Raw genomic sequence first — 24,176 nt, 5'->3', positions numbered from 1 at the left:
TCCTATTAGGCAGCCGAGCCTAGTGCCGACTGTAAATCAATACCATGTTCTCGCATTGCTGCGAGCTTGTAGCGTAGCGCTCGAGTAGAGACTCCAAGCGCGTTTGCGGTTTTCGTTCGGTTTCCACCAAACTGACGTAACTTTTCCAAAATAAACTGATATTCAGCTTGCTTCTTCGCTTCTACATGACCAAAACTTGAAGTTGGCTCTGCTGTAGGAACTGACGCGACAAGCTCAATAGGCAGCATCAGGTCATGGGCTGTAATGTAATCACCATGACGCATGACCAAAGCGCGTTGAATGACATTTTCCAACTCACGAATATTGCCCGGCCAGTGATACTGACTCAGCGCACTAATCGCATCTTGGGATAAGTGACAGCGGCTGCTATCTTGATACTTTTCAATAAAGAATTGGCTAATCGGTAGAATGTCCTCTTTTCTTTCACGCAAAGGCGGCCAGTGCAGAGGCAGCACATCTAATCGATAATAAAGATCTTCACGGAACGTGCCTTTTTGAACTTCCTCACGTAAGTCTTTGTTGGTTGCCGCAATAACACGAATATCGAGCTGAACGGCTTTATGGCTACCAACACGTTCTACTTCACGCTCTTGAAGGACGCGTAACAATTTAGCTTGAACCGTAGGTGACATTTCACCAATCTCGTCAAGCAGAATCGTCCCGCCATTTGCTTCTTCAAACTTACCGCTTTGAGAATTTGTCGCTCCGGTGAACGCGCCTTTTACATGACCGAATAGCACAGCCTCTAACATTGACTCTGGAATGGCGGCGCAGTTAACCGCCACAAATGGACCATTGATACGCGGAGAGTGCTCATGCACATATCGCGCCAGCACTTCTTTACCCGTTCCCGATTCACCTGTAATAAGCACACTCGCGTTAGTACATGCTGCACGATGCGCCAATTGCAGAACTTGTTTGCTTCTCCAAGACTCCGCAACAATGTTGGCCATTGGCTTACCTAACGCTTCAACACGTTTAAGCAGATTAACCAACTGATTAGATTCAAATGGGCGTAATAGATAATCAGTAGCGCCCGCTTTCATCGTCTCAGCAGCCAAGATGCCTTGTTCTTGATCGACAATCGCAATAACAACACCCGAATTTCGCTGCTTTTGGTGACACGCGACAAACTCACGAACACACATATCCGGCAGCGTAGAGCTCACTAAAGTGATTTCTGCTCGCTCTTCAAGCAAAGCGCCTCGACCAGTACGAGTGTGTTTCGCGGTGTAACCTGCATTTTGCAACACATCCAATACTGGTTGAGCAAGAGCTTCATTTGGCTCAACCAACAAAATTTTCGTTTTCGTCATCATTGAACCTTAACTTTCGTTTGTTGATTTTGTGATTGTAGAGCTGGGTGGTGTTTCGTAGCCGTATACTCGTTGTCCCTCACTAAACGCAGGGTGACACGTCGGTTTTTTGCTTGGCCATTAACCGAGTTATTGCTGGCAATTGGGTAACGTGAACCATGAGCTCGTGTTTCGATCATCGACTCGTCGACCCCAAGCTCAATCAAAGCATTGGTGACTTGCTCTGCTCGAGTACGTGACACAGAAAGGTTCGTTAAACTTGAACCAACGTTATCGGTGTGACCGTCGATGAGGATTTTGGTCACTCGATCATCCACAGATACATAGCTATACAGCGCTTCTAGTGTTGCTTTCTGTCCACGACTTAACGTCTTCTGACCAAACTCAAATGAGAGCGCCATATCCCTTGCCTCTGAAAAAGACAATTTAGGCAATCGCGCGCGACACGCATTAAATGATTTCAATGCGTTTTGAATTTGAAGAGTAGGAATCACAATCTCTGAAACAGAGGAAGCATTACTTCCTTTAAGTGACAGCGTCACCCAACTACCCGAAGCAATTGAATCCATGAATTCTTCAGCGCCTTTATTAAAGATGAAACGCTGAGACGGCTTAGTAAATTCAAGGGAGCCAAATTCTTTTCTATAAAGCTCATTACTCCAAGGAGCATTTTGAGTTGTTAAAGCAATCGTTTTCCATTTATTGTTTTCATATTCTATATCGGAAATAAAATAGAATTTATTATTAGGTTCCGCTAGGAAATAAAACTTCCCATAGTCATTATTTGATTGCAACAAGTTGCATTTGAATTTATTTCCCTCATATGTCCATTTAGAGAGGTCCATAGGGATTGTTAAGACTTCTTCTGAATATGACACTTTTGAAAAAATAAAACTGATAACAATAATTGTGTTACAAATTATCAAACGGACATGATTCATGTATATCTTACATTCCCATGACTTAAACCGTTTAATTAAATATGCCACCAAGCCGAGAGAACTGGCATAGCTAATCATTTTAATTACCTATTCTGAATATTAAAATTGGTTACAAAACGCTCAAGAGAGCACGCTTAGCCTCCAATGGAAGCTTTAAGCATAAAAAACAGTATCTTATAATTTATTTGTTTGAAGTTGTTGTTACGCCATAAAGGCAATTTAAAAAATCTATAACAACTAAAACGCTCAACATTGTTATTTTATTTATTAAGCGATTTATAAAGAAAACTAACTCTTTTTAAATTTCATTAAAAGATTATGACTATATGAACAAAGCAACATGTGAACTAAAGTCACAATCTTAGAGTTTGGAGCTAAAAGATCATTAAAATTTCTGTGTAGACTACACGCCATTAAGTTAAAACACTTTCGATTGTTAACGCACGGTAAAATATAAATGGAAAATAGAGTTAGCGAGCCTATTTCTGATAGTCAACTACTTGATGTAGAATTATTAGGCAAACCTATTCATATCATTCGTGAGAAGCTCGATAATTTAATTTCAGAATCTTGCTCAAACCTTACGACTGAATTACAAAATTGGCTCAGCACAGGAAAAGTGGAAGCTAGCTTAACCTCAGTAGACTTGCACCGCTTTACATCGGTTGAGATGGACAAAGAGCAAACGTCGACCTATCAACATCAGGAAGGCGGCATGGTATTCATCCATGGTAACCCTCACACGCTAATAAAGTTGGCTGATAGATTTTATGGTGCAAGTGCAGAGCGTTCAGCCGCTACTCTGACGGCCAGTGACTTACGTTTACAAGAGCGCATCAGTCGAATCATCATCGGTTGGCTTGCTCCTGGTGAAATGTGGGACACGGGTGAGTATGAGACCCCAAGAGGTATTGGCATTAACGTTCAATTAAACATTGCGTTTGACGATCATCAAGGCTCAATTCATCTCAAGCTAGATGGTCATCTTATTCAAACGCTAATCGAGCAGCTTGAACTGCAGCCTGATACCGATTTGTTTCAACCTTTCTGTCGTTCTTTAGAGACGACCCCCGTTCGACTGAACGTTGTTCTAAGTAAAAAGAAGATGCCTTTAAGTGATGTGGTTGGCTTACAACCCAACGATATTTTACCTATTGAGCTTCTTAACACGGTTCCAGTAAGCATTGGCAACCAATCTCTATTTACAGGTCGTATTGCCGAGCAAGACGGCCAACTTGTTTTGATCTTTAACCCTGATAAGGAACCGCAGCGATGAGCGAAGCGCTAGAAACTAATGCATTCGACGCAGAAGAACTGAACTTTGATGATTTTCAATTAGAAGACTTTGAAGCCGAAGATACGCTCCAACAAGAACCAGCCACTGCGGAACGTGACCTTAGCTTTTTCAAAAGCATTCCTGTCACAGTCACGCTGGAAGTTGCGAGTAAGGAGATCCCACTTGGGGACTTAATGAAAGCGGGTGAAGGCACGGTTATCGAGTTGGAAAAGCTCAATGGCGAGCCTTTAGACGTGAAAGTAAACGGTTCTCTTATGGGCCACGCTGAAGTTGTCGTTGTCAATGATAAGTATGGACTTCGTCTGATCGATGTACATGACTCTGCATTGAGTGGCGTTGGTCAATAATCTTAGGTAGGCATCACAATGAAAAATCTGAGCGCTTGGCACCGTTGGTTACCTCTTTTGGTATTGGTGTCACTTTTGTTTGCTTTCCCAACAATGGCGGCTGACAACGGCTTAACTATCTTGTCCGTTTCTGATGGCGACACACAACAAGAATACAGCGTTAAACTGCAAATTCTGTTGTTGATGACGGCGCTCAGTTTTCTTCCAGCATTTATTTTGATGGCGACGAGCTTTACTCGAATTGTCGTTGTCCTTGCGATTTTGCGCCAAGCTCTTGGTCTTCAACAAAGCCCACCTAACAGAGTGTTGGTCGGGATCGCTCTCGCATTGACGTTACTGATTATGCGCCCTGTCTGGAGCGATATTTATGAAAATGCGTTTCAGCCATACGACAACGGCGAAATCACGCTAATACAGGCTTTTTCTGTTGCAGAGAAACCAGTGAGAGAGTTCATGTTGGCACAGACGCACCAAAGCTCTCTTGAACAAATGTTACGTATTGCCAATGAGCCTCTCGACCAAAACGTTGAGGATATTTCATTTGCCGTTGTCTTGCCTGCATTTGTCATTAGTGAACTGAAAACCGCCTTCCAAATTGGTTTTATGCTTTTCATCCCGTTTTTGGTCATCGACTTGGTTGTCGCCAGTGTCCTGATGGCAATGGGTATGATGATGCTATCACCTTTGATTGTCTCACTTCCCTTTAAGTTGGTGGTATTTGTACTCGTGGATGGTTGGGCAATGACAGTTGGCACCTTATCTGCCAGCTTCGGTTAACTAGGAGCAGTTATGACCCCAGAACTAACCGTAACGTTATTTTCCGATGCAGTATGGCTGATCATTTTGATGGTTGCCGTATTGGTTGTTCCAGGCTTAATTGTCGGTTTGTGTATCGCCGTATTTCAGGCTGCCACACAAATCAACGAGCAAACACTCAGCTTTTTGCCACGTTTGCTCGTTACCTTATTAATGGTGATTTTTGCAGGTCACTGGATGCTACGTAAGATCATGGAACTGTTTGATTTCTTGTTCCACAACATACCAGGGATGATTGGCTAATGGCCATCACATTTGCAGAGCTCTCGGCGATACTCGGTCAACTCTGGTGGCCGTTTTTTCGTGTGGGGGCCGTATTTATTTCAATGCCTTTCTTTGGTGATGCGATTATTCCTGTTTGGGTTCGTACTTTACTGGCCCTCTCGATCGTTGTCATTACTGGACCGTTAATGCCACCCATGCCACAAGTCGAGTTATTCTCTATGACTTCCCTGTTCCTTGCTTTTGAGCAAGCTATTTGGGGAGTAATGTTTGGGTTAATTTTGCACATGCTCTTTAACGTTTTCACCATGCTTGGCCAGGTGATTTCTCTGCAAATGGGCTTAGGTATGGCGATGATGAATGATCCTATTAACGGGCTTTCTGTCGCCATTTTGGGACGCATATTTCTGATTTTCTCAACCTTGTTGTTCCTCGCGCTAGAAGGACACTTACTCGTCATAGATATCGTGATTCAAAGCTTTGTTGTTTGGCCAGTCGGATCTGGTATCACATCGCTTTCTCTGCAAGGTGTTGTCAATATTTTCGGTTGGATGTTTGCCTCTTCACTAGCTTTGGCTTTGCCCGCTATTGTTTCCATGCTTCTAGCCAACATCAGTTTTGGTGTAATGAACCGAGCCGCACCATCACTTAATGTCTATGCGTTAGGTTTTCCTATGACGATGCTGCTGGGTCTATTCAGCGTATTAATCTCAGTTTCTGGTGTTCCTGGTCGCTACACGGCGCTCGTTCACGACACCATTAGACACTTGAGTAACTTTATGTTGGGGGGAGCATGAGCGATCAATCTTCTCAAGACAAAACTGAAAAAGCCTCACCGCAGAAGGTAAAGAAAGCCCGCCAGGAAGGACAAATTCCTCGCGCGAAAGAGTTTACTACTGCGGTGATATTTCTAGCGGTGGCGCTCTACTTTTACTCTCAGCTTAATAGTATTTGGGAAAGCATGTCGGGGATCTTTCGCTACAACATGATGCTGACGCGAGCCGACCTAGAAAATCCTAAACAACTTGTCGAGCAATTGGGACAAAGTTTAGCGGTCATCATAGACATGCTATTACCATTGTTTACCGTCATTATTATCGTGACCTGTGGTAGTAGCCTTGTGCTAGGCGGCTGGATGTTCCGTCCCGCGAACGTAATGCCAAAGCTCAGCAAAATTAATCCTTTGAGCGGGATAAAGCGCATTTTTTCGACCCGCTCAGTGGTTGAGCTCTTAAAGTCGACGTTCAAAGTAGCCGTGATCTTCGGCATCTTATATGGCTATTTAGACAACCACTTACAGCCATTACTTGGCATGCAAAACCTCCCACTCAGCCAAGGTTTTTCTCTAGTAATGTCAATTCTGTTTGAAGGCTTACTCTTAATGGGCTTCGCCTTGTTGTTATTTGGGGTTATCGACATTCCTTATCAGCGTTGGGAACACCTAAAAGAACTCCGCATGACGAAACAAGAATTGAAAGAGGAATTTAAAAATAATGAAGGTCGTCCGGAAGTAAAGCAACGTATTCGTCAAATACAGCAGCAGTTTGCGCGCCGTAAGATCGATAAAATGGTGCCGACGGCTGACGTGATCATCACAAACCCAACGCACTATGCAGTCGCACTGAAATACGAGCCTTCACTTTCTGACGCGCCCTTTGTCGTCGCAAAAGGTGTAGACGAAACCGCTATGCACATTCAACGTATCGCCCGAGAAAACAAAGTGGAAATCATTAACTCCCCGCCACTTACCCGTTCGATTTATCACACGACGGCGATTGAACAAGCAATCCCAAGCCAACTGTACATCGCAGTGGCACATATTCTTACTTACGTTTTGCAATTGAAAGCCTTTCGTAAAGGTGAGGGAAAAGAGCCAATTCCTTTACCTCATTTTTCGATTCCAAAACATTTGCAGCACTGATTAACCCGCGTTTATCCAAGGACACGAAAGTATGCTTAACCGGTTAAAACAACTTCAAACATCAACCAAAGGCTACGTTGGCATTCCAATCGTCTTGCTAATGATATTAGCAATGGTGATTCTTCCTTTGCCTCCTCTGCTACTGGATGCGCTGTTTACCTTTAATATCGTCTTAGCAATCCTAGTATTGCTGGTCAGCACAACCGCAAAGCGACCATTAGATTTCTCTGTTTTTCCAACTATTTTGCTGGTCGCAACATTATTACGTCTCACATTGAACGTGGCTTCTACGCGAATTGTACTCCTAGAAGGACATAATGGTGGTGACGCAGCGGGTAAGGTCATTCAAGCATTCGGTGAAGTCGTCATTGGCGGTAACTACGTCGTTGGTATGGTGGTGTTCGTCATCTTGATGATCATCAACTTCGTCGTAATCACCAAAGGTGGTGAACGTATTTCTGAGGTTTCAGCCCGCTTTACGTTGGATGCTTTACCAGGCAAACAAATGGCAATTGATGCCGACTTAAACGCTGGCCTTATCGATCAGGAAACGGCTCGCTTACGCCGTAAAGAAGTCGCCAACGAAGCCGATTTTCATGGTTCGATGGATGGTGCATCAAAGTTTGTGCGTGGCGATGCCATCGCAGGTTTGTTGATTCTGTTTATCAATATCATTGGTGGTATCAGTATTGGTGTCTTCGAGCATGGACTCGCTGCGTCTGACGCCTTTAAAACTTATGCCCTACTCACAATCGGTGATGGTCTAGTTGCTCAAATTCCTTCACTACTATTGGCAACGGCTGCCGCGATTATCGTTACGCGAATTAATGATAGCGATAATGGCATGTCGGAAACCATGCAAAAGCAATTACTGGCAACTCCTGCAACGCTATTTACTGTCGCAGGTATTATGGCGGTAATCGGTATGGTACCGGGTATGCCACACCTAGCCTTTTTTGCGTTTGCTGGCGCATTAGCGTTCGCAGGGTGGCGTCAAACCAAGAAGCCAGTGCAAGACTCCCAGATCGAAGAGGTCGAAGCACTTTCACAAGCAATGCAAGACGATGATACACCGCTGACATGGGATGATATTCCTCACGTCCAAACATTATCACTTGCGCTTGGTTACCGACTCGTCCATCTAGTCAACAAAGAACAAGGGGCACCCTTATCACAACGAATTCGCGGTGTGCGTCGAAACCTTTCTGAACAAGTTGGCTTTTTATTACCTGAAGTTCGTATTCGTGACAACCTGAGCCTTAAGCCAAACCAATACACAATTTCTCTAAATGGCGAAGTCATTGAGCAAGGCTTTATTGAACCAGAGCGTTTAATGGCGATAGCGGTTGGCGAAACTTACGGTGAGGTAGATGGCATTTTGGGTAGCGATCCTGCTTATCAGTTGCCAGCTGTGTGGATTGAGCATCAAGATAAAGCAAAAGCACTTAATATGGGTTACCAAGTTGTCGATGATGGCACTGTTATTGCCACTCATATTAGTAAAATCATGAAGACAAACCTTGCAGAATTGTTTACGCACGACGATGTGGAAGCAATAACCCAGCGTTTGACACAACAAGCCCCGAAACTAGCAGAAGCATTAGCAGCAGCACTTAATCCAGCGCAGCAGCTGAAAGTATATCGTCAGCTTTTATTAGACCAAGTGCCACTAAAAGATATTCGCACGATTGCCAACACAATGTTGGAATCCGCGGAAAATACAAAGGACCCGATCCTACTTGCATCTGATGTGCGCTGTGCACTAAAGCGTACGCTTGTTAACTTAATTGCAGGGCAAAAGAACGAGTTAAATGTCTACGCACTGTCTGATGAGTTAGAACAAATGCTACTAACTTCACTGCAACAAGCACAATCTTCTGGTACGGTAACACTAGATAGCTTCCCAATTGAGCCAAACATTCTTGGTCAGTTCCAACAAAACTTGCCATTGATCAGACAACAGCTTAAGCAACAGGGGCTACCTCCGATCCTTCTCGTTATGCCACAGCTGCGCCCTCTTCTAGCGCGTTACGCTCGTACATTTACACAAGGGCTGGCAGTATTGTCTTACAACGAAATCCCAGAAAACAAACAAATCAATGTGGTAGGAAACCTTGGTTAATCTTATTTCAACACATGCGATGTACGAACATTTGGTTGGTCTCGCAGTACAACATATCGTCACGGATGACGATCAATTAGTCTTTGATGCTTTAAAACACAATGATGTCCAACACGCATGCCAAGCAATTAGGGAAGCTCAATCAGGAGAAGTAGAATTCCAACACCTGACGTTGAGATTTGGTATGCGTGGAGAACAAAGTGTCTATCAATTCAAACTCTCTGAACAAATGCAGTACTGCCTGGATTTGTTCAGTCTTTACCTTGCACTAAGACAAACACAATTTCAGTTAGAAGCCTTTCATCACGACTTGATTAGTAATGTTGTCGTGCCGATTCGCGTGGATGCATTACTGTGGGAGCCTGGGGTTTATTTTCTCGAACAGACGATTCAATTCCACTCTTCTGCTTTTCAACATGTGATTCCTTCTCTTCAAGCTGATGAAACGTTATGTGATCGTGATAAAGTCGCCACACTCACCAAAAAGTTAAAAGAGAATGCATATTCACTTTGGTTTGAAGTCGCGACATCGCAAGTGAACTTCGAGCGCGTCGCAGACTTTAGTCCCGATATGATCAAATTGTCAGTCACACTAGAAGATAAAGAAGAAAGACACGCTTTCCTACCTATTGCTAAGTTCTTAAGAAAGCATAAATATACTTGGGTTGCCGGACGTGTAGCGAGTCAAACGGAACTTAACCGCTATCGTTTATTGGGTGCCAGTTATTATTTTGGTTATTTCAGCGATATCCCAACCTCTCTCTCCTTTCAGTCTTTTGATGAGGAATAGTTGAAACTCAACCATTTATATTTAAAACAGCACGATTTATTCGTGCTGTTTTTTTATTTATAACGGATAACCACAAGATCATTGGGCAATAGTTTCTTTAACTTAACTAAAAAATTTAGGCTTATATGATGATTTTCCCGGTTTTCATGGAATACAAATCACTAAAAATCATCAATTTTTATCTTTTTTAGAAATTTTTTAATTTTCAAATTAATCATTAAAGCCGACCGACCGCCTCTAGTTAGTGACAAGGGAATATCCCGAGGCCTGAAAGATATAGTGACTAACTAAGGAGACTAAGATGGCTTTATCAATGCACACTAACTACGCTTCGCTTGTAACTCAAAACACAATGAACACAACAAGCGGACTTCTAAACACAGCAATGGAACGTCTAAGCACAGGCTACCGTGTGAACTCAGCTGCTGATGACGCTGCTGGTCTTCAAATTGCTAACCGTCTAGAAGCGCAAACACGCGGCATGTCAGTAGCAATGCGTAACGCACAAGACGGCATCTCTATGATGCAAACTGCTGAAGGTGCGATGGATGAAATGACAAACATCGTTTACCGTATGAACGACCTTGCTACACAATCGTTGAACGGTTCAAACAGTGCAACAGACCGTGCGTCTCTTAACAAAGAGTTCACACAGCTTACTGCAGAACTAAACAACATCGTAGACAACACTAAGTTCGGTGGTCAAAACCTTCTTAAAGGCGGCGGCTTCGGTGCAGGTGACGTAACATTCCAAATCGGTGCATCTTCTGCTGAAACATTGACTGTAAGCGCAAGCGCAGGTATCGGTGAAATCACTACTATTCTTGCTGATGCAGCAATTACAGATGGTATCGATGACGCGACTAAAGCAAAAGCAGCACTAGACAAAATCAGCGGCGCTGACGGTCTAGTAGAAAAAATTGGTAGCTCTCGTGCAGACTTCGGTGCGAACATCAACCGTCTTGAGCACACTATGGCTAACCTTGGTAACATGGTAGAAAACGTTACAGCATCTAAAGGTCGTATCATGGATACAGACTTTGCAGTAGAGTCTTCAAACATGACTAAGAACCAAATGTTGATGCAAGCAGGTACAACTGTTCTGTCTCAAACTAACCAGCTTCCAAGCATGGCAATGTCACTACTACGCTAATTACTTAGTTAATAGTGCGCTTAATTTAAATCGTCTTAATTATAAAGCCTTCCTATGGAAGGCTTTATTTTTATCTACGAATATAAATAGAGCTCGTATTATCTTTGTGAGATTCAGGCACTCTGAATCCGAATTTCAACATAATATTAAATAAAACCTTATTAAACAGTTCTAATTCTATCGTCTCTAATTTGCTTCCTATTTTACTATCTCTAAGTTCAGGAAAATTGAACTTAGCTTCCTTTAAGATACTAGCTATCTCATCAGAATTGATGCTCTGTTTACTTAATAGTTTTTTGTTAATGAACTCTTCATATGCACGAGCACATTTCATCAATCGCAACGCAAATTCATTCATAACTGACATTCTTTGAAACGTAAAAAATTTAATTTTTAGTGAGAACACTTGCACTTCGCACTATCAAAAATAATATCAGAACGCAATTAATGCACTCTGTAAGAATTATCTGAATCAAGCTGAAGTAAAGGCTGAATATAACGTCTAATTAAAACATCTCTCCTAATTAGAACCGTCAATACAATTAAATATTTTCTTTGTTTAGGTCGCCTTTTCTTATAAGGAAATTACTTTTTCCATGGAGGAAGGCGGAACAAACAAGGTGGAAACACCACTTCCTCCCAAGAAAACAAAATAGCTTTAAACCTTTGTTTTAATTGAATTTAATATACGGCACGCATCTTGCCACTGATAATTAAACTAAGGCGTAGCATTCAAAGTATTCAAGCCAATAAGAGATGAGAGGAGCACACCTCATGAGTTCTTTAGACCCAGTAAAAATGGCAACCCAATTCGCACAATTGGACACAAACCCATTCAAAAACCGTTACCAAGCGCAAGCTAATGTGTACCAGTCACAACTGTCAGCTTTTAATAAAGTTGAAAGCGCACTACGTGATTTTCGTACTGCAATGAAAGAGATGAATAACAGCACAAACAGCATCATCAAAAACAGTGCGACACTCTCTCAAGAAGGTAACTTTACTGCAAACGCGGATGCTAAAGCGCTAACGGGTAACTATCAGATTTTTGTAGAAAAAGTGGCAACGGCGCATCAAGTATCTACAGGAATGCCTGCAGACCTTGAGGCAACGACAGAAGTACCAACTACTGGATCTTTAGAATTCACCATCAACGGTGAAACAATGACTCTAGACTTGTCCTCCGTTGATGTTAATGGTGACGGCACTGCAACGATCAGCGATTTAGCCAGTGCGATTAACAATCACACGGACAACCCTGGCGTTAACGCCACTCTAGTTCGCTCGAATGGTCAAACACACTTTATGCTATCGAGCACTGAGACTGGTGTCGAAAATAAGATCAACGTATCTGCATCGGGTACTGGCCAAGCGTGGTTTGAAGACGCCTTCACCAACCTCAAGCAAATCAACGCTCCGCAAGATGCGGTTATGTGGCTAGGTGCAAAAGACTCAGGCCTGAAACTAACCAACGCAAGTAATACTTTTGAAGGTGTCATCGACGGTGTTGACATTACCGTATCTAAACCGCAAGCCGCGGGAGATTCTCCAATCGGTTTAAAAATTGGAGCTGATAGCGAAGGCACTAAAGAACAACTAGATAAGTTTGTGGAAACCTACAATGCCCTTGTTTCGACTATCGATCAGTACACCCAAATTGGCGGTGAAGATCAGAAACGCGGCGTGCTCGCTAGCGACTCGACATTGCGTTCTATTGAGAGTCAGTTAACGGGGTTAATCCGAGGTGAACACAATGGTATGCGCCTAAGCGAAATCGGCGTGAGCCTAGACCGCAACGGTAAAATGAAAGTTGATCAAGAAAAGTTCAAAGAAGCTCAACAAACAAACAGCGCAGGCTTAGAGGCGTTGTTTAATGGGGATGACGCTTTGCTAGATTCTCTTGACGCGATGGTAGAGCCTTTCTTGAAATTCTCATCAGGTACCTTCAGCACGCGTAAAGACGCAATACAGTCAAGCTTAGACCGAATCAAAGATAAACAAACCAATTTAGAGCGTAAGTACGAAATGTCGTACAACCGCTATCTCAAACAATTCACTCAAATGAATTCAATTATGACCCAAATGAACCAAACCATGTCCATGTTTAATGCTCAAAAATAAGACATTTGGTTCCAAATTTAGGAGAAATATTCATGCTTATGGATTCTGGTTACGATTCGTACCAACAAGTCGATCTCGACGCTCAAGCGGCAGCAGCAAATCCACACCAATTAGTCATCATGTTAATCGATGGCCTACTCGATGAAGTTGAACGTATTCGCGGCCACCTAGCCGCAAATCGTTTGGCCGAGAAAGGGAATGGAATCAACAAATGCATGAACATCTTGATTGGACTAACAAGTGCTCTAGATGATGAAAACGGCGGTGAAATTGCGGAAAACCTACGCCAGCTTTATGACTTCTGCCAAGTCGAACTTTATTACGCTAGCGTGCAAAACGATGCAAATCGCTTGGTTAACGTTGAGCGTGTAATGGGTAACATTCGTGAAGGTTGGATGAATTTTGGACAACAAGCATAAAGTATCGCCAGAGCGATTCCGTCATTTATCTCAGCTCATCCAGTTCGCCGCAAAAACGGCCGATTGGCATGCGCTCAAGCGGTACGACTTGCAGTTGCGAGAGCTTTTGATCAGTCACAAGCCTTTTTTGAAAGATCCTAAGCTTGCACCTGAAATCCAGCGAGCGAAAACAGTGCACGCTAATGCCTTCGCAGTATTAGAGAAGTCGACCAACGAGTTGAAAAAAGAGATGAACATGGTCAATGACCATCAAGAACGCGCTATGGCCTATCAATTAGCAATGACCATGGAGCTAACTCAATGATCATACCTTCTTCAACTCAGCACTCGGGTAATTCGCCAGCTAACAATGAGGGTCACATCAAGCAAGCGAACTCGGTACACGGCTTTTCTCATGGTTTTAAATCAGGGAACAAGCAGAATGGTGAGCAAGACTTTAACTCTGCGTCAGCGGTACCGAGTTTTCACCTTACGGCCTCTACTTTGAACAACGCAAACAAAGTACAAAATCATGGTTTTGATACTGATGACCGCTCAGCTTCAGATCCGGATGCCAACTTGACCAGTACACCAGGGTTAACAGAATCGACTGATCTTGCAGCGCAAGCTCAAGCTTTAACCCAGGGTATGATTACCATGGCAGAGAAGCAGGCTGAGAAACTAGGAAAAGCGTCATCTTTAATGACTGCGAGCGAAGTTAAGTCTGTTACTCAAGATTCGTCTAACGCTATGTTAAACACATCATCAAAACAAGATGTGAAGCAAAGTCTGCCGACTTCATCGAGTTCGCGTTTGCCTATCTCCGGTGCTGAGTTTCAAACTCTTTTGAATCAACCTGTTCAAGGGCAACCAACCGCATCTCTACTTCAAGCACAAGCCCCTACAACACAATCTGCACATTCACCGGTTGCGACGAGTCATGTTCAAGCTCAAGGCTCTGAGTGGGCAGCGGTGCGTGTTGATACCACTGCCGGAAAGTGGGGGGAGCAAATGATGCAAGTATTACATGATCGCGTGACGCTCCAAGCTCAACAAAATGTACAAGAAGCAAAAATCCGCCTAGACCCACCAGACTTAGGGAAATTGGATTTACTTGTACGTGTTGAAGGTGACCGATTGAGTGTCCACATCAACGCCAATGCCGCAGCAACACGAGAAGCTTTAATGCAAGTTTCGGAACGATTGCGTACTGAGTTACAAGAGCAAAACTTCGTTCATGTCGATGTCAATGTTGGCTCTGATCAAAACCAAGGTCGAAATGACCCACATGCAAACGAAGAAGACGCCAATATTTTCGCCGCACGAGAATCTGGTGCATTCCAAACCACGACAACAACTAACTATTCAGAACACTGGCTAAGCACTCAAGCTTAGTAAATCTTCGAGGAAAAAGGTTATGACCAAACAACAAATGATCGCCCTGTTTATCGCCATGATCATCACCAGTGCCCTCGTTTCGGCCGTCACAATTATGGGCGGAATCTGGTACTTAAACAAACACGCTCAAGAGTCACCTGACTCTGGTTCACTGATCGAAGACTCTCCACTGTCTTTTTTGGTCACAGAACAACCGACAAGTAAAGGTCCTAGCTTCCATCCTTTGGACAAAGTCGTTTTGACCGTTAAAGGCAAGAAACAGACTCACTTTGTGATGCTAGAACTGGCAATTGAGACACGCCGTCCAGAGCGTATCAAAGAGATCGATGAATACATGCCTATGGTACAAAACTCTCTATTAAAACTGTTTAGCGACAAAACGTTTGATCAGTTACAGCAAGCGGGTGCCATCGATATTCTGCAAGACGAAGTGAAGCAAACGCTTCTACTCGCTTTTGCTAAAACAGACATCGTCCGAGAAATCGACGATGTTTTGTTGACTAAATATGTTGTGCAATAACGGAGCACAACCATGTTAGACATGAATGTACAAGACACTTACACCACAGAAGAGGAAGTGACAACACCGTCACGACCAATTGATGAAAACGCATTGCTACAACGTCATCAGGTCATGGTAAAACGCGTAGTTAACCAGCTGCGCGTTCATGCCACTTCTCACTGTAGTATTGAAGATATGCAGCAGATAGGCCTTATCGCTCTAGTCGAGGCTGGACGCCGATATGGCGATGTTGACGATCCTCACTTTCCTGCTTTCGCCGTTTGTCGAGTTCGGGGAGCTATTTTAGACGAATTACGCCGACTAGATTGGCGTTCACGTAAGACTCGTCAACAAGCCCACGAGCTCAACGACGTGACTCGAGATCTCACTCGAACGTTAGGTCGAATGCCAACGGATGCCGAAATCATCCAGGCTTTAGGGACGAATGAGCAAGATTATTACAACCGCCAAAATGCCGCTCTCGCAGGCGAGATGCAAAGCCTTGACCAACTGATGGAGAGCAGCGGTGATAGCTACATTGGCGGGCAATACGATGGCATGGAACATGAACATATTCGTCGTAGTTTAGACAGTGCTTTGGGTAAATTACCTAAGCGCGATCAACTGCTCCTGACTCTGTTCTATCAACATGAACTCAACTTACACGAAATAGCTCTGGTATTGGATCTGACACCACCTCGTATATGTCAGCTTCACAAACAAGCGCTGAAACAACTCAACCAATTAATGTCCTCTTAGGAGTCACAAGATGCAAAAGTTTTTTGGAGTGCTCACTATCCTGGTGTGCGTCTTCGGTGGATATATGTGGGCCGGTGGTAGCTTAGGTGCTATCTGGCAGCCAGCCGAATTCCTTATCATTATTGGCGCCGCTGCTGGTTCTCTGATCATCGGTAATCCGCCTCATGTACTGAAAGAAATGCGTCGCCAAGTGCCAGCGACCATTAAAGGTCCAACAGAAGAGCATGAGTACTACATGGAATTAATGGCACTACTCAACAACTTGCTAGAGACAGCGAGAAACCGCGGATACAAGTTTCTGGATTCTCATATTGAGGCTCCGGAGCAAAGCTCTATGTTCCTCGCTTACCCGACGATCGCAGAAGATCATCGCCTAATTTCTTTCATTACTGACAATTTACGTTTAATGGCAATGGGACAGATGTCGCCTCATGAATTAGAGGGACTGCTAGAGCAAGAAATCGAAGCAATACAGAACGAAATGCTTTTACCTTCACGCTCACTACAGCGTACAGCTGAAGCACTACCTGGCTTCGGTATTCTTGCAGCAGTTGGTGGCATCATTATCACCATGCAAGCTATTGATGGCTCAATCGCTATGATTGGTTATCACGTTGCGGCAGCTCTCGTTGGTACATTCATTGGTATTTTCGGTTGTTACTGTGGCTTAGATCCACTAAGTAACGCCATGGCTCAGCGAGTAAAACGTAATATGACTGCTTTTGAGTGCGTTCGTGCAACCTTGGTTGCCTACGTAGCGAAAAAGCCGACATTGCTCGCCATTGACGCTGGTCGTAAACATATTCAGCTAGACATCAAACCAACATTCAACCAAATGGAGAAGTGGTTAGCTGAACAGGAGGGATAATGCAAAAACAAGAGCATGTAGTGTTCAAACGTGCCAAAGTATACAGCCATGATGAGTCGTCTCATGGCGGCGCGTGGAAAGTCGCGTTTGCTGACTTCATGATCGCCCTAATGGCGCTGTTTCTTGTACTTTGGGTTATGCAGGTGGTAGACAAAGAAGAGCGTAAAGCGATTGTTGCCCACTTGCATAGTTCAAGCGTATTCGACAAGAGTTACGGCAACCCATTTGATACGTCACAAAGTATTTCTCCTATCGACTTGGCACAGGACTCTTCTGTGCCAAGTAAACACAACTCCAACCATGTGGTAAGCTCTTACTTTAAAGGTGATGGGGATGGACCAGAAATTGATTCTTTGATTCCTGGTAACTTCGATACTCAAGAGCAACTTGCCGCACTAGCGAAAGTAATTGAGCAAATGACTGCCCAAATTAATGCGCAGGGAAATGTAAACGTCACGGTGACACCACAAGGTTTGCGTATCGTCCTTCAAGATGATTACAAACAGCATATGTTCAGCCGTGGTGGTGCAGAACTTACTCCTTTTTTTGAAGATTTACTGCTCGCACTAGCACCTGTATTTCATCGTGTTAACAACCCTCTGATCATCAGCGGACACACAGATGCAATTCCATTTAAAAAGCGTTTTGGTCGTCAATCTAACTGGGCGTTATCAGCCTCTCGAGCAGACGTAGCAAGAAATACGTTAGTTGAAGGCGGTATGCCGGACGATAGAGTAATGCAGGTAACGGGTATGTCAGATAGAGCGCTGCTTAATCCTGATGAGCCAGATTCTAGCGAAAACCGTCGTATTGAGCTGTTTGTTTTAACGACTCCTGCCGCTAAAGTGCTTGAGACCCTTTTTGGCAACCACCAAGAAAGCGAACTGCAAAAAGCGAAAGAGAAGGCTGAATTCAACCAACCAGTCATTCGTCAAGAAGTCATCAATTACTCCGGCGATACCGCCACCAGCGAAGTAAAAATTCAAGAATTATAATCTTAAAAGGTCACCACTCTGATGGTGACCTCTCTAACCAAAGCCTCTGTTACTGTGACTTTTTAGTTGAGTTCTATATGCACATAACATCATCCGAAAAAAGAAAAAGCGACTTACTAAAGAAAGCCTTTTTATGGCTCATTGTCTTCGATTACCTTTTATTGGCGTTTTTCTTAACTCAGCTATCAAGTATGACACTAAACAGCGGAACCATGATCAGCTTGTTACTTGTTGTTTATAACGTCTTACTTGTTTCGCTATGTTTTCAACGAACCAACAAGCAGGACTCTTACATTATCTACCCTGTTTTGTCCGCAACGTTATTAGCATTTGTCTGCTTTCTTTACTTCTTTTTTTTAATTTAGCTCCCCGACTCGACCATTGATTTTACTTTTACTGCTTTTTCGAAGTGGTCGAGCTGATGAGTCTGAATCCACCACGTAGCCGCTTCCATCAACAGCTCTGGGTCGTCATTTTTATTAGCGAAAAACGCATAAAATGAGAGACCAACCAATTCACCTTTACTCGCGATCTTTTAGTCACAGACCTCTATAATTTTGTCTCTCAGCGAAGCTCTCATTTCTAATCCCTTAACCTAGTACATACTCACTAACCATACGGTTGAAAGAAATCAAATCAAACGAGCCTTTAATTTCAAAACGCACTCTTCCCACCTCACTCATGAAGAACTCGATTTCACAATCCAAATCAAAAGTACCAGAGGTCTCGATAGAAAATGCATTGATCTTACTGTAAGGCAAAGAAGTGTAATCCACTTTTGAGCCGGTAATCCCTTGCACATTTGCCGCTATCACTCGCTTGTTCGTAAACACCACTTGGTCACGAACTGTTTTAAAAGCAGCGAAAATAGTCTCACCATCAATCAAGAACTTAAGGAAGTCTTCTCTGGCATTAGAAACGTCAATCGGCTTAAGCTTAAATACAGAGGAATTGTCGAAATCAATCATAATTAATCCTTTGAGTGGGCGTTAGAACGAATTATCAACGTATCAGATAGCACCACTTTTGCCTACTCGCAACGCACGTTTCTGCTTGATTCGCCCAACAACGAAGCGTCACTCACTTCCACCCTTGCATCCATTGCTCAGAGTCTTTTAGGTCTTGCCAGTTCATCTCTCGGTCGCGTTTACTCATGACTGCCTCGATGACACATCTCACAACGTTACCATCTTCATCTAGTTCCATTTCTGTCACGACAAAATGCTTCTCTTTGTTTTTAGGTGAAATTGCCGTCCATTTACTGTGCAATAGTTTCTTAGGGTGGATTCTGTTCATCGCATTGTACCAATTTAACTACCATGTTGATGTATACGACTGAATACCAAGAGAGAATCAGATTTTGTTTTTGCAAACCTACAAAAGATAAAACCGCAAAAGAGATCACTCCCTTTCGCGGCCCTAACTACAACCCGACTAGGTCTTCTGACCATTCAATCGAGGGTTTAAGTACTGACTTTGGAGCAACTGTAGCCCTTTACCGACCAGAACAATCACTACCGCGCCAATCAGGACAGGCGTGAAGAGAAAACTCCATCCCTGCCCAGACGCCATGATCAAAATTGGATTTGCACCCGCAGGTGGATGAGTGGTCTTCGTAATCAGCATCGCAGAAACACCTAGCCCCGTCGCAATCGCGAGCGTGACCGGCGTGACGTCAACATACTGGCTAAACGCAATACCGATAGATGCCGTGATGAAGTGACCAATGATCACGTTTTTTGGTTGAGCGAGAGGGCTGCTAGACACCCCAAACACCAGTACTGCGGTAGCACCAAATGGTGCCATCAGGAGTACAACCTCCGTCAGTGATACCTCAGCGTAGGACAATACGCCAATAGCCAACGTAGCGCCAAGCCCGGCAACCAACGATAAAATTAAATTATTCATAAACACCTCAAAGTAGACCGAATTGTCTACAAAATAAAATAGACAAATCTGTCTACCTTTGTCAATATGTGTTTATGGAACTTTTTGAGGACGTAGTTATGAACAAAAAGAAACAGTTATTGATCGACACAGCTTTGTCACTGTTTTATAAACAAGGCATCAACTCTATTGGCATCAATGAAGTCCTCAATGTTTCCGGCGTGGCTAAACGCACGCTATATAACCATTTTGAGAGCAAAGAAGCGCTTATCATCGCCGCATTAGAACAACGCCACCAAGTATTTATGGAATGGTTGGAGGAAAAGCTTTCTTCAGCACAAACGTGCGCGGAGGTGATCGATCAGTTATTTACAGCACTCAACGGCTGGTTTCATGGCTCTGAAGAAAAGTTGGGCGAGTTTCGCGGTTGCTTTTTCATCAATACGTCCGCGGAATTCAGTGACGACAGTGGCGAGATCGCAACGTATTGCCGCTACCATAAGCAGCAAGTCAGAGAGCTAATTCAACACTATCTCAAATCAGACAACGCTGCATTACTCGATGCCATTTGCATCATGAAAGAGGGCGCGATCACTACCGCTTACATGACGAAAGAGTACGACAACATCACGAAGAAATGCGTGACCATTTTGCACAAGCTTTAATGCGTTCAGGTATAGTCATTTGCGGATTAAGTATTCAAACGAAAGGCACCAATCGGTGCCTTTTTCTTTACTTAGTGAGTGAACTTACAGCTCGTGCTCAGTACGTGCGATGATGTCGTCTTGCGCATCTGGTGATAGCGCGGTGAAGAAGGCTGAGTAGCCTGCAACTCGCACAACCAGATCACGATATTGTTCAGGGTTCTTCTTCGCTGCTAGCAAGGTCTCGCGAGAGACGATGTTGTACTGCACGTGCCAACCTTTGTGGTGGTTGAAGAAGGTACGAATCAACATAGAAAGCTTGAGTTTATCCCCTTCAGACTCAACCGCTGCCGGGCTTAGCTTCTGATTAAGCAGTACGCCACCAAGGATCTTATTTGCTTGGATCTTACCCACTGAGTTATACACTGCGGTTGGACCTAAACGGTCTGAGCCAGATGACGGGCTCGCACCTTCTGCCAATGGCGTTTTCGCTGTACGACCATCTGGCGTTGCCATGGTTGAAGCACCGAATGGGACGTTTGCCGAGATACTTGATGTACCTGCGTAGTAACCGCCGCCAATTGGACCACGCCCATGACGCGTATTAACGAACTGCTCTAGCTCATCAATGTACACTTGGTAAGCGTCTGCCAGTAGTTGATCTACCGCATCATCATCGTTACCGTATTTTGGTGCAAAGTTGATAAGACGTTGGCGAAGCTGTTCGTTCTCCATGCCATCGAAATCTTCTGCCAATGCTTTTGCTAGCTGTTGTTGTGAGATAAGGGGCTGAGTGATTTGCGCGTCATCGAAAACAAGGTGCTTGATGGCGGCTAGGCTGTTACCCAAGTTCGCGATACCGACTTGCAAGCCAGATACCCAATCGTATTTCGCGCCGCCTTCTTTCACGGTTTTACCGCGAGCCAAACAGTCATCCACCAGCGTTGAACAGAAGATGTCTTGAGCTTGCTGTTCAAGTACGCTGTCGACTACCGTATCAATCTCAATCGATTTACGGGTGTAGTAGCGGATTTGCTCTGCCCAAGAAGCCGTCACTTGCTCAAAGCTCTCAAAGTTGCCTTTTGCTAATGACTTATCGTGTGGCAAGAAAGCTTTACCCGTTGTTGCATCCACACCTTCGTTCAATGAAGCGAGCAGGATACGAGCGAAGTTAATGAAGCTCATGCCCGTACAACGGTAACCCCATTTGCCCGGAACCGCCGTCTCGATACAGCCGATAGAGGCGTAGTTGTAAGCGTCTTCTTTCTCTACACCAAGCTTGATGAATTCAGGGATGACAATCTCATCGTTGTTGAACGCTGGCATACCGAAGCCGCATTTAATCACTTCAATACAGCCCATTAAGAACTCTTGGTTTAAACCTTCATGGTAACGCACACTCAAGTTAGGTTGCGTCGAACGTAACTGACCACAAGATTCCAGAATCGCCCAAGAAAGGGGATTCACTGCATCTTCAGGCTCACCCTTTTCATTCAACTTCTGACCGCCGATACACACGTTTTGATACAGCGGAGAACCTGCCGATGCTTTTGAGTGTGCACCAGAGCGAATCTTGTTTACTTCAAGCAACTTCAACCAGCAGCTTTGTAAAAGCTCTAGTGCGAAGTCTTTCTCAATCGTGCCGTTTTCGATATCGCGAACATAAAATTCGTTGAGGAATTGGTCCATACGACCGAAAGAAACCGAGTGACCGTTCGATTCGATTTGTAGCATCAATTGAACGAAGTAGCTCAATTGCAGTGCTTGCCAGAAGTTTTCCGGCGCATCACTCGCGACATGACGACAGTTTGCCGCAATGCTTTCTAACTCAGCTTTGCGCAGCGGGCGCGTCTCTTCTAACGCCATTTTTGCCGCCAATTCAGCGTAGCTCACCATGTGATCTTGAATCGCAAGCAGTACGATTTCGACTGATTTATAGAACTGCTCTTTCTTCAAGCCTTCAAAGGTCGAAACATCATTGTTAGCACGGTGCTGACGAACATCCTCTAGCAAGCCGTTCATGCCTAGCTTCAAGATTTTTTCGTTATCCACCGCAAGGTGCGCATCACCCGAAGTCATGTTGCCTTCAGCTTTAATGATGGTGCTGGCTAAGATTTCTTGCTGCTCATCAGTGAACAAGCCATAACAACGGTCTTGAACGGTTTTACCGCGCCAGTACGGCGTGATGCTGTGGATGCTTTGCTTATCTTCTTCAGTGACCGCAAAGCCTGCACCAGGGCGGTCAGCTAGCTCATCAATTTCCGCTTCAATCCAACGTACAGTGTATTCTGGGAAAATAGGCGCAGCGCGTACTTTGCTCGCTTGGTTACCGACGATTAGCTCATCGTGTTTAATCCAAATCGTACGAGTGCGTAAGTGCTCTTGCAGTGCTAGCGCACGTTGGACAATCACAGGTTTGTCTTCGTTCGCTTGATAAGCACGAGTGTATGCCTCTGCACGCTCGGTACAGACAGGTGGCGTTACGATATTTACCAGTGCCGATTTGTGCGCTTTGATACGCTCAGGAAGGTAATTCAGGTCCATAGTTAACCTCTTACAATCACGTTAAGTTGGGTGTTTTCGCTTGCGTATTGCATGGCGCTTTCTAGCAGTTCTGGTTTGTTTAATGGCTTGTCAGAACACTCGTAAGGCATATCGAGCAAACGGTATTTATTGATGCCGAGCGTGTGGTACGGCAGCAAGTGAAGTTCTTGGCAGCTTTCTAGTGAAGCCGCAAAATCGATGATGTCTTTCAACTCTTCGATGGTGTCATTGAACCCCGGCACCACGGGAACGCGAATCACAATGCGTTTCGCGATAGGTGCCAGTTTTCGGAAATTGTCTTTGATGCGTTTTAGTGAACCTTTCGCCCAGCTAAGAAACTTTTCTTCATCAGTGTGTTTTAAATCCGCCAACCAGCAATCAATATGCGGCGCGGCTTTTTCGACGTTCTTCCACGGCACATGCATGCACGATTCAATAGCGGTAGAGACTTGGTTGTCATGCAGACGCTGTGCGAGTTCTGCTACCAAATCCGCTTGCATGAGTGGCTCACCACCGGAGAAGGTCACACCACCTTGGCTTTGGTCGTAGAAAGGTTTGTCTTTCATTAAGGTGTCGAACAGCATGTCTGATTTCGCCTCTTCACCGCAGACAGTCAGTGCTTGCGTAGGACAGACGTCTCGCAGCGCGATCAGTTGGTCTTCTTTGATGGCTTTGCGATTGATGATGATCCGGTTGTCGATACGTTGAATACCATCACCCACCGTTTCACTACCCGCTGTAGATTGAGTTGTGGCTTGATAAGCAGAAACGCACAGCTGGCAATCTTCCATGCAGCTTCGCTGATCAAACAACAGTGAATGCTTTTCGCTGCGGCTTTCTGGATTTTGACACCAAGGGCAAGACAAGCTGCATCCTTTAAGAAAAAGAATGGAACGAATGCCATCGCCATCATGGGTAGAGAATCGTTGGATATTGAAATACATCTCTGCTTGCCTCTTGGTCTGTGCTACCGCTGTGTACCTAATTCGCTTCTTTTGCTCGTTGAGTCTTATGAACAGCTTTTCTGTTTTCTAACTGAAAGCTTCATTTGAGCCTTTACAAGTTTCACTTAACTTTCATTTAATGAAATTATTATAGTTTCAAATGAAATTTC

28 protein-coding genes are annotated in these 24,176 nt (G+C 44.2%); 19 read left to right on the top strand and 9 right to left on the bottom strand.

Going from position 1 to position 24,176, the window contains the following annotated elements:
• Positions 1-5 precede the first annotated feature (5 nt).
• Both R8N46_RS01595 and R8N46_RS01590 read right to left on the bottom strand, forming a co-directional pair.
• A complete protein-coding gene (locus R8N46_RS01595; RefSeq protein WP_017634714.1) occupies positions 6-1,337 on the bottom strand; it encodes a sigma-54 interaction domain-containing protein in 1,332 nt (443 codons plus the stop codon).
• Positions 1,337-2,356, bottom strand: a complete 1,020-nt coding sequence (locus R8N46_RS01590) for an OmpA family protein (RefSeq protein WP_085569389.1) — start codon at positions 2,354-2,356, stop codon at positions 1,337-1,339. Before R8N46_RS01590 ends, R8N46_RS01595 begins: the two co-directional genes overlap by 1 nt.
• Positions 2,357-2,735: 379 nt before the next feature.
• Between R8N46_RS01590 and R8N46_RS01585 the strand changes: the two genes are divergently transcribed.
• The 9 genes from R8N46_RS01585 to lafA all read left to right on the top strand — a co-directional run bounded on the left by R8N46_RS01585 (position 2,736) and on the right by lafA (position 10,946).
• Entirely contained in the window at positions 2,736-3,554 is an 819-nt protein-coding gene (locus R8N46_RS01585) for a FliM/FliN family flagellar motor switch protein (RefSeq protein ID WP_005375039.1), read from the top strand.
• The gene (fliN, locus tag R8N46_RS01580) at positions 3,551-3,922 is read left to right on the top strand and encodes a flagellar motor switch protein FliN (protein ID WP_005375038.1); all 372 of its coding nucleotides are present in this window, start codon (positions 3,551-3,553) and stop codon (positions 3,920-3,922) included. The genes R8N46_RS01585 and fliN overlap by 4 nt, the downstream gene beginning before the upstream one ends.
• Before the next feature lie 18 nt (positions 3,923-3,940).
• On the top strand, positions 3,941-4,699 hold the full coding sequence (gene fliP, locus R8N46_RS01575) for a flagellar type III secretion system pore protein FliP (protein WP_005375037.1): 759 nt from the start codon (positions 3,941-3,943) through the stop codon (positions 4,697-4,699).
• 12 nt (positions 4,700-4,711) lie between these two features.
• Positions 4,712-4,981 carry a flagellar biosynthesis protein FliQ gene (fliQ, locus tag R8N46_RS01570; RefSeq protein WP_005375036.1) on the top strand — a complete coding sequence of 90 codons (270 nt, stop codon included), beginning with the start codon at positions 4,712-4,714 and terminating at the stop codon, positions 4,979-4,981.
• A complete protein-coding gene (fliR, locus tag R8N46_RS01565; RefSeq protein ID WP_005375027.1) occupies positions 4,981-5,757 on the top strand; it encodes a flagellar biosynthetic protein FliR in 777 nt (258 codons plus the stop codon). The genes fliQ and fliR overlap by 1 nt, the downstream gene beginning before the upstream one ends.
• Positions 5,754-6,881, top strand: a complete 1,128-nt coding sequence (flhB, locus tag R8N46_RS01560; RefSeq protein ID WP_005375025.1) for a flagellar biosynthesis protein FlhB — start codon at positions 5,754-5,756, stop codon at positions 6,879-6,881. The genes fliR and flhB overlap by 4 nt, the downstream gene beginning before the upstream one ends.
• Before the next feature lie 31 nt (positions 6,882-6,912).
• A complete protein-coding gene (gene flhA, locus R8N46_RS01555; protein WP_005375024.1) occupies positions 6,913-9,003 on the top strand; it encodes a flagellar biosynthesis protein FlhA in 2,091 nt (696 codons plus the stop codon).
• 19 nt (positions 9,004-9,022) lie between these two features.
• Positions 9,023-9,793 (top strand): EAL domain-containing protein, encoded by a 771-nt coding sequence (locus R8N46_RS01550; RefSeq protein ID WP_005375023.1) that lies wholly within the window; start codon positions 9,023-9,025, stop codon positions 9,791-9,793.
• Between the two features lie 301 nt (positions 9,794-10,094).
• A complete protein-coding gene (gene lafA / locus R8N46_RS01545; RefSeq protein ID WP_005375019.1) occupies positions 10,095-10,946 on the top strand; it encodes a lateral flagellin LafA in 852 nt (283 codons plus the stop codon).
• Between the two features lie 70 nt (positions 10,947-11,016).
• Here lafA and R8N46_RS01540 read toward each other — a convergent pair whose 3' ends face one another.
• On the bottom strand, positions 11,017-11,304 hold the full coding sequence (locus tag R8N46_RS01540; RefSeq protein WP_005375016.1) for a hypothetical protein: 288 nt from the start codon (positions 11,302-11,304) through the stop codon (positions 11,017-11,019).
• Positions 11,305-11,720: 416 nt separating this feature from the next.
• Here R8N46_RS01540 and fliD point away from each other — a divergent pair, with 416 nt between their 5' ends.
• The 9 genes from fliD (at position 11,721) to R8N46_RS01495 (ending at position 18,352) form a co-directional block, all read left to right on the top strand.
• Positions 11,721-13,067, top strand: coding sequence for a flagellar filament capping protein FliD (gene fliD, locus R8N46_RS01535; protein WP_005375015.1), 1,347 nt, complete (start codon positions 11,721-11,723; stop codon positions 13,065-13,067).
• A 32-nt stretch (positions 13,068-13,099) separates the two neighbouring features.
• A complete protein-coding gene (gene fliS, locus R8N46_RS01530) occupies positions 13,100-13,486 on the top strand; it encodes a flagellar export chaperone FliS (RefSeq protein ID WP_005375014.1) in 387 nt (128 codons plus the stop codon).
• Positions 13,470-13,790 carry a hypothetical protein gene (locus R8N46_RS01525; RefSeq protein WP_005375013.1) on the top strand — a complete coding sequence of 107 codons (321 nt, stop codon included), beginning with the start codon at positions 13,470-13,472 and terminating at the stop codon, positions 13,788-13,790. Before fliS ends, R8N46_RS01525 begins: the two co-directional genes overlap by 17 nt.
• Positions 13,787-14,860 carry a flagellar hook-length control protein FliK gene (locus R8N46_RS01520; protein WP_115386812.1) on the top strand — a complete coding sequence of 358 codons (1,074 nt, stop codon included), beginning with the start codon at positions 13,787-13,789 and terminating at the stop codon, positions 14,858-14,860. Before R8N46_RS01525 ends, R8N46_RS01520 begins: the two co-directional genes overlap by 4 nt.
• A 22-nt stretch (positions 14,861-14,882) precedes the next feature.
• Positions 14,883-15,383, top strand: coding sequence for a flagellar basal body-associated protein FliL (fliL, locus tag R8N46_RS01515; protein WP_005375011.1), 501 nt, complete (start codon positions 14,883-14,885; stop codon positions 15,381-15,383).
• Between the two features lie 12 nt (positions 15,384-15,395).
• Positions 15,396-16,124, top strand: coding sequence for a FliA/WhiG family RNA polymerase sigma factor (locus tag R8N46_RS01510; RefSeq protein WP_005375008.1), 729 nt, complete (start codon positions 15,396-15,398; stop codon positions 16,122-16,124).
• Between the two features lie 10 nt (positions 16,125-16,134).
• Positions 16,135-16,992, top strand: coding sequence for a flagellar motor stator protein MotA (gene motA / locus R8N46_RS01505; RefSeq protein WP_005375006.1), 858 nt, complete (start codon positions 16,135-16,137; stop codon positions 16,990-16,992).
• Entirely contained in the window at positions 16,992-17,987 is a 996-nt protein-coding gene (locus tag R8N46_RS01500) for a flagellar motor protein MotB (protein ID WP_115386813.1), read from the top strand. Before motA ends, R8N46_RS01500 begins: the two co-directional genes overlap by 1 nt.
• A gap of 77 nt (positions 17,988-18,064) precedes the next feature.
• Entirely contained in the window at positions 18,065-18,352 is a 288-nt protein-coding gene (locus R8N46_RS01495; RefSeq protein WP_005375002.1) for a hypothetical protein, read from the top strand.
• Here R8N46_RS01495 and R8N46_RS01490 read toward each other — a convergent pair.
• From R8N46_RS01490 to R8N46_RS01475, 4 genes are all read right to left on the bottom strand, one after another.
• Positions 18,349-18,519 carry a DUF6500 family protein gene (locus R8N46_RS01490; RefSeq protein ID WP_250654691.1) on the bottom strand — a complete coding sequence of 57 codons (171 nt, stop codon included), beginning with the start codon at positions 18,517-18,519 and terminating at the stop codon, positions 18,349-18,351. The two genes, R8N46_RS01495 and R8N46_RS01490, sit on opposite strands and share 4 nt — an antisense overlap.
• 58 nt (positions 18,520-18,577) lie before the next feature.
• Positions 18,578-18,955: a PH domain-containing protein gene (locus R8N46_RS01485; RefSeq protein WP_005386881.1), complete on the bottom strand. Its 378-nt coding sequence runs from the start codon at positions 18,953-18,955 to the stop codon at positions 18,578-18,580.
• A gap of 112 nt (positions 18,956-19,067) precedes the next feature.
• A complete protein-coding gene (locus R8N46_RS01480) occupies positions 19,068-19,283 on the bottom strand; it encodes a TIGR02450 family Trp-rich protein (protein ID WP_005374999.1) in 216 nt (71 codons plus the stop codon).
• A 138-nt stretch (positions 19,284-19,421) separates the two neighbouring features.
• Positions 19,422-19,895, bottom strand: a complete 474-nt coding sequence (locus tag R8N46_RS01475) for an HPP family protein (RefSeq protein WP_115386814.1) — start codon at positions 19,893-19,895, stop codon at positions 19,422-19,424.
• A gap of 98 nt (positions 19,896-19,993) precedes the next feature.
• Here R8N46_RS01475 and R8N46_RS01470 point away from each other — a divergent pair, with 98 nt between their 5' ends.
• Positions 19,994-20,539, top strand: coding sequence for a TetR/AcrR family transcriptional regulator (locus R8N46_RS01470; RefSeq protein ID WP_115386815.1), 546 nt, complete (start codon positions 19,994-19,996; stop codon positions 20,537-20,539).
• A gap of 84 nt (positions 20,540-20,623) precedes the next feature.
• Here R8N46_RS01470 and R8N46_RS01465 read toward each other — a convergent pair whose 3' ends face one another.
• Both R8N46_RS01465 and R8N46_RS01460 read right to left on the bottom strand, forming a co-directional pair.
• Positions 20,624-23,062: a formate C-acetyltransferase/glycerol dehydratase family glycyl radical enzyme gene (locus R8N46_RS01465; RefSeq protein ID WP_213972108.1), complete on the bottom strand. Its 2,439-nt coding sequence runs from the start codon at positions 23,060-23,062 to the stop codon at positions 20,624-20,626.
• A gap of 2 nt (positions 23,063-23,064) precedes the next feature.
• Positions 23,065-24,006: a glycyl-radical enzyme activating protein gene (locus R8N46_RS01460; RefSeq protein ID WP_213867893.1), complete on the bottom strand. Its 942-nt coding sequence runs from the start codon at positions 24,004-24,006 to the stop codon at positions 23,065-23,067.
• Positions 24,007-24,176: the final 170 nt, after the last annotated feature.

Source organism: Vibrio sp. 1874, from assembly GCF_033344395.1.
In the GTDB taxonomy this organism is placed as follows: Bacteria; Pseudomonadota; Gammaproteobacteria; order Enterobacterales; family Vibrionaceae; genus Vibrio; species Vibrio alginolyticus.
The sequence above is the reverse complement of the archived record's forward strand: the minus strand, read 5'-3'. Positions and strand labels throughout refer to the sequence as shown.

Excerpts from the sequence above, each read along its gene's own strand:
- R8N46_RS01595 (WP_017634714.1), bottom strand. The coding sequence starts at position 1,337 with ATGACGAAAACGAAAATTTTGTTGGTTGAGCCAAATGAAGCTCTTGCT.
- R8N46_RS01590 (WP_085569389.1), bottom strand. The coding sequence starts at position 2,356 with ATGATTAGCTATGCCAGTTCTCTCGGCTTGGTGGCATATTTAATTAAA.
- R8N46_RS01585 (WP_005375039.1), top strand. The coding sequence starts at position 2,736 with ATGGAAAATAGAGTTAGCGAGCCTATTTCTGATAGTCAACTACTTGAT.
- fliN (WP_005375038.1), top strand. The coding sequence starts at position 3,551 with ATGAGCGAAGCGCTAGAAACTAATGCATTCGACGCAGAAGAACTGAAC.
- fliP (WP_005375037.1), top strand. The coding sequence starts at position 3,941 with ATGAAAAATCTGAGCGCTTGGCACCGTTGGTTACCTCTTTTGGTATTG.
- fliQ (WP_005375036.1), top strand. The coding sequence starts at position 4,712 with ATGACCCCAGAACTAACCGTAACGTTATTTTCCGATGCAGTATGGCTG.
- fliR (WP_005375027.1), top strand. The coding sequence starts at position 4,981 with ATGGCCATCACATTTGCAGAGCTCTCGGCGATACTCGGTCAACTCTGG.
- flhB (WP_005375025.1), top strand. The coding sequence starts at position 5,754 with ATGAGCGATCAATCTTCTCAAGACAAAACTGAAAAAGCCTCACCGCAG.
- flhA (WP_005375024.1), top strand. The coding sequence starts at position 6,913 with ATGCTTAACCGGTTAAAACAACTTCAAACATCAACCAAAGGCTACGTT.
- R8N46_RS01550 (WP_005375023.1), top strand. The coding sequence starts at position 9,023 with ATGTACGAACATTTGGTTGGTCTCGCAGTACAACATATCGTCACGGAT.
- lafA (WP_005375019.1), top strand. The coding sequence starts at position 10,095 with ATGGCTTTATCAATGCACACTAACTACGCTTCGCTTGTAACTCAAAAC.
- R8N46_RS01540 (WP_005375016.1), bottom strand. The coding sequence starts at position 11,304 with ATGAATGAATTTGCGTTGCGATTGATGAAATGTGCTCGTGCATATGAA.
- fliD (WP_005375015.1), top strand. The coding sequence starts at position 11,721 with ATGAGTTCTTTAGACCCAGTAAAAATGGCAACCCAATTCGCACAATTG.
- fliS (WP_005375014.1), top strand. The coding sequence starts at position 13,100 with ATGCTTATGGATTCTGGTTACGATTCGTACCAACAAGTCGATCTCGAC.
- R8N46_RS01520 (WP_115386812.1), top strand. The coding sequence starts at position 13,787 with ATGATCATACCTTCTTCAACTCAGCACTCGGGTAATTCGCCAGCTAAC.
- fliL (WP_005375011.1), top strand. The coding sequence starts at position 14,883 with ATGACCAAACAACAAATGATCGCCCTGTTTATCGCCATGATCATCACC.
- R8N46_RS01510 (WP_005375008.1), top strand. The coding sequence starts at position 15,396 with ATGTTAGACATGAATGTACAAGACACTTACACCACAGAAGAGGAAGTG.
- motA (WP_005375006.1), top strand. The coding sequence starts at position 16,135 with ATGCAAAAGTTTTTTGGAGTGCTCACTATCCTGGTGTGCGTCTTCGGT.
- R8N46_RS01500 (WP_115386813.1), top strand. The coding sequence starts at position 16,992 with ATGCAAAAACAAGAGCATGTAGTGTTCAAACGTGCCAAAGTATACAGC.
- R8N46_RS01495 (WP_005375002.1), top strand. The coding sequence starts at position 18,065 with ATGCACATAACATCATCCGAAAAAAGAAAAAGCGACTTACTAAAGAAA.
- R8N46_RS01485 (WP_005386881.1), bottom strand. The coding sequence starts at position 18,955 with ATGATTGATTTCGACAATTCCTCTGTATTTAAGCTTAAGCCGATTGAC.
- R8N46_RS01480 (WP_005374999.1), bottom strand. The coding sequence starts at position 19,283 with ATGAACAGAATCCACCCTAAGAAACTATTGCACAGTAAATGGACGGCA.
- R8N46_RS01475 (WP_115386814.1), bottom strand. The coding sequence starts at position 19,895 with ATGAATAATTTAATTTTATCGTTGGTTGCCGGGCTTGGCGCTACGTTG.
- R8N46_RS01470 (WP_115386815.1), top strand. The coding sequence starts at position 19,994 with ATGAACAAAAAGAAACAGTTATTGATCGACACAGCTTTGTCACTGTTT.
- R8N46_RS01465 (WP_213972108.1), bottom strand. The coding sequence starts at position 23,062 with ATGGACCTGAATTACCTTCCTGAGCGTATCAAAGCGCACAAATCGGCA.
- R8N46_RS01460 (WP_213867893.1), bottom strand. The coding sequence starts at position 24,006 with ATGTATTTCAATATCCAACGATTCTCTACCCATGATGGCGATGGCATT.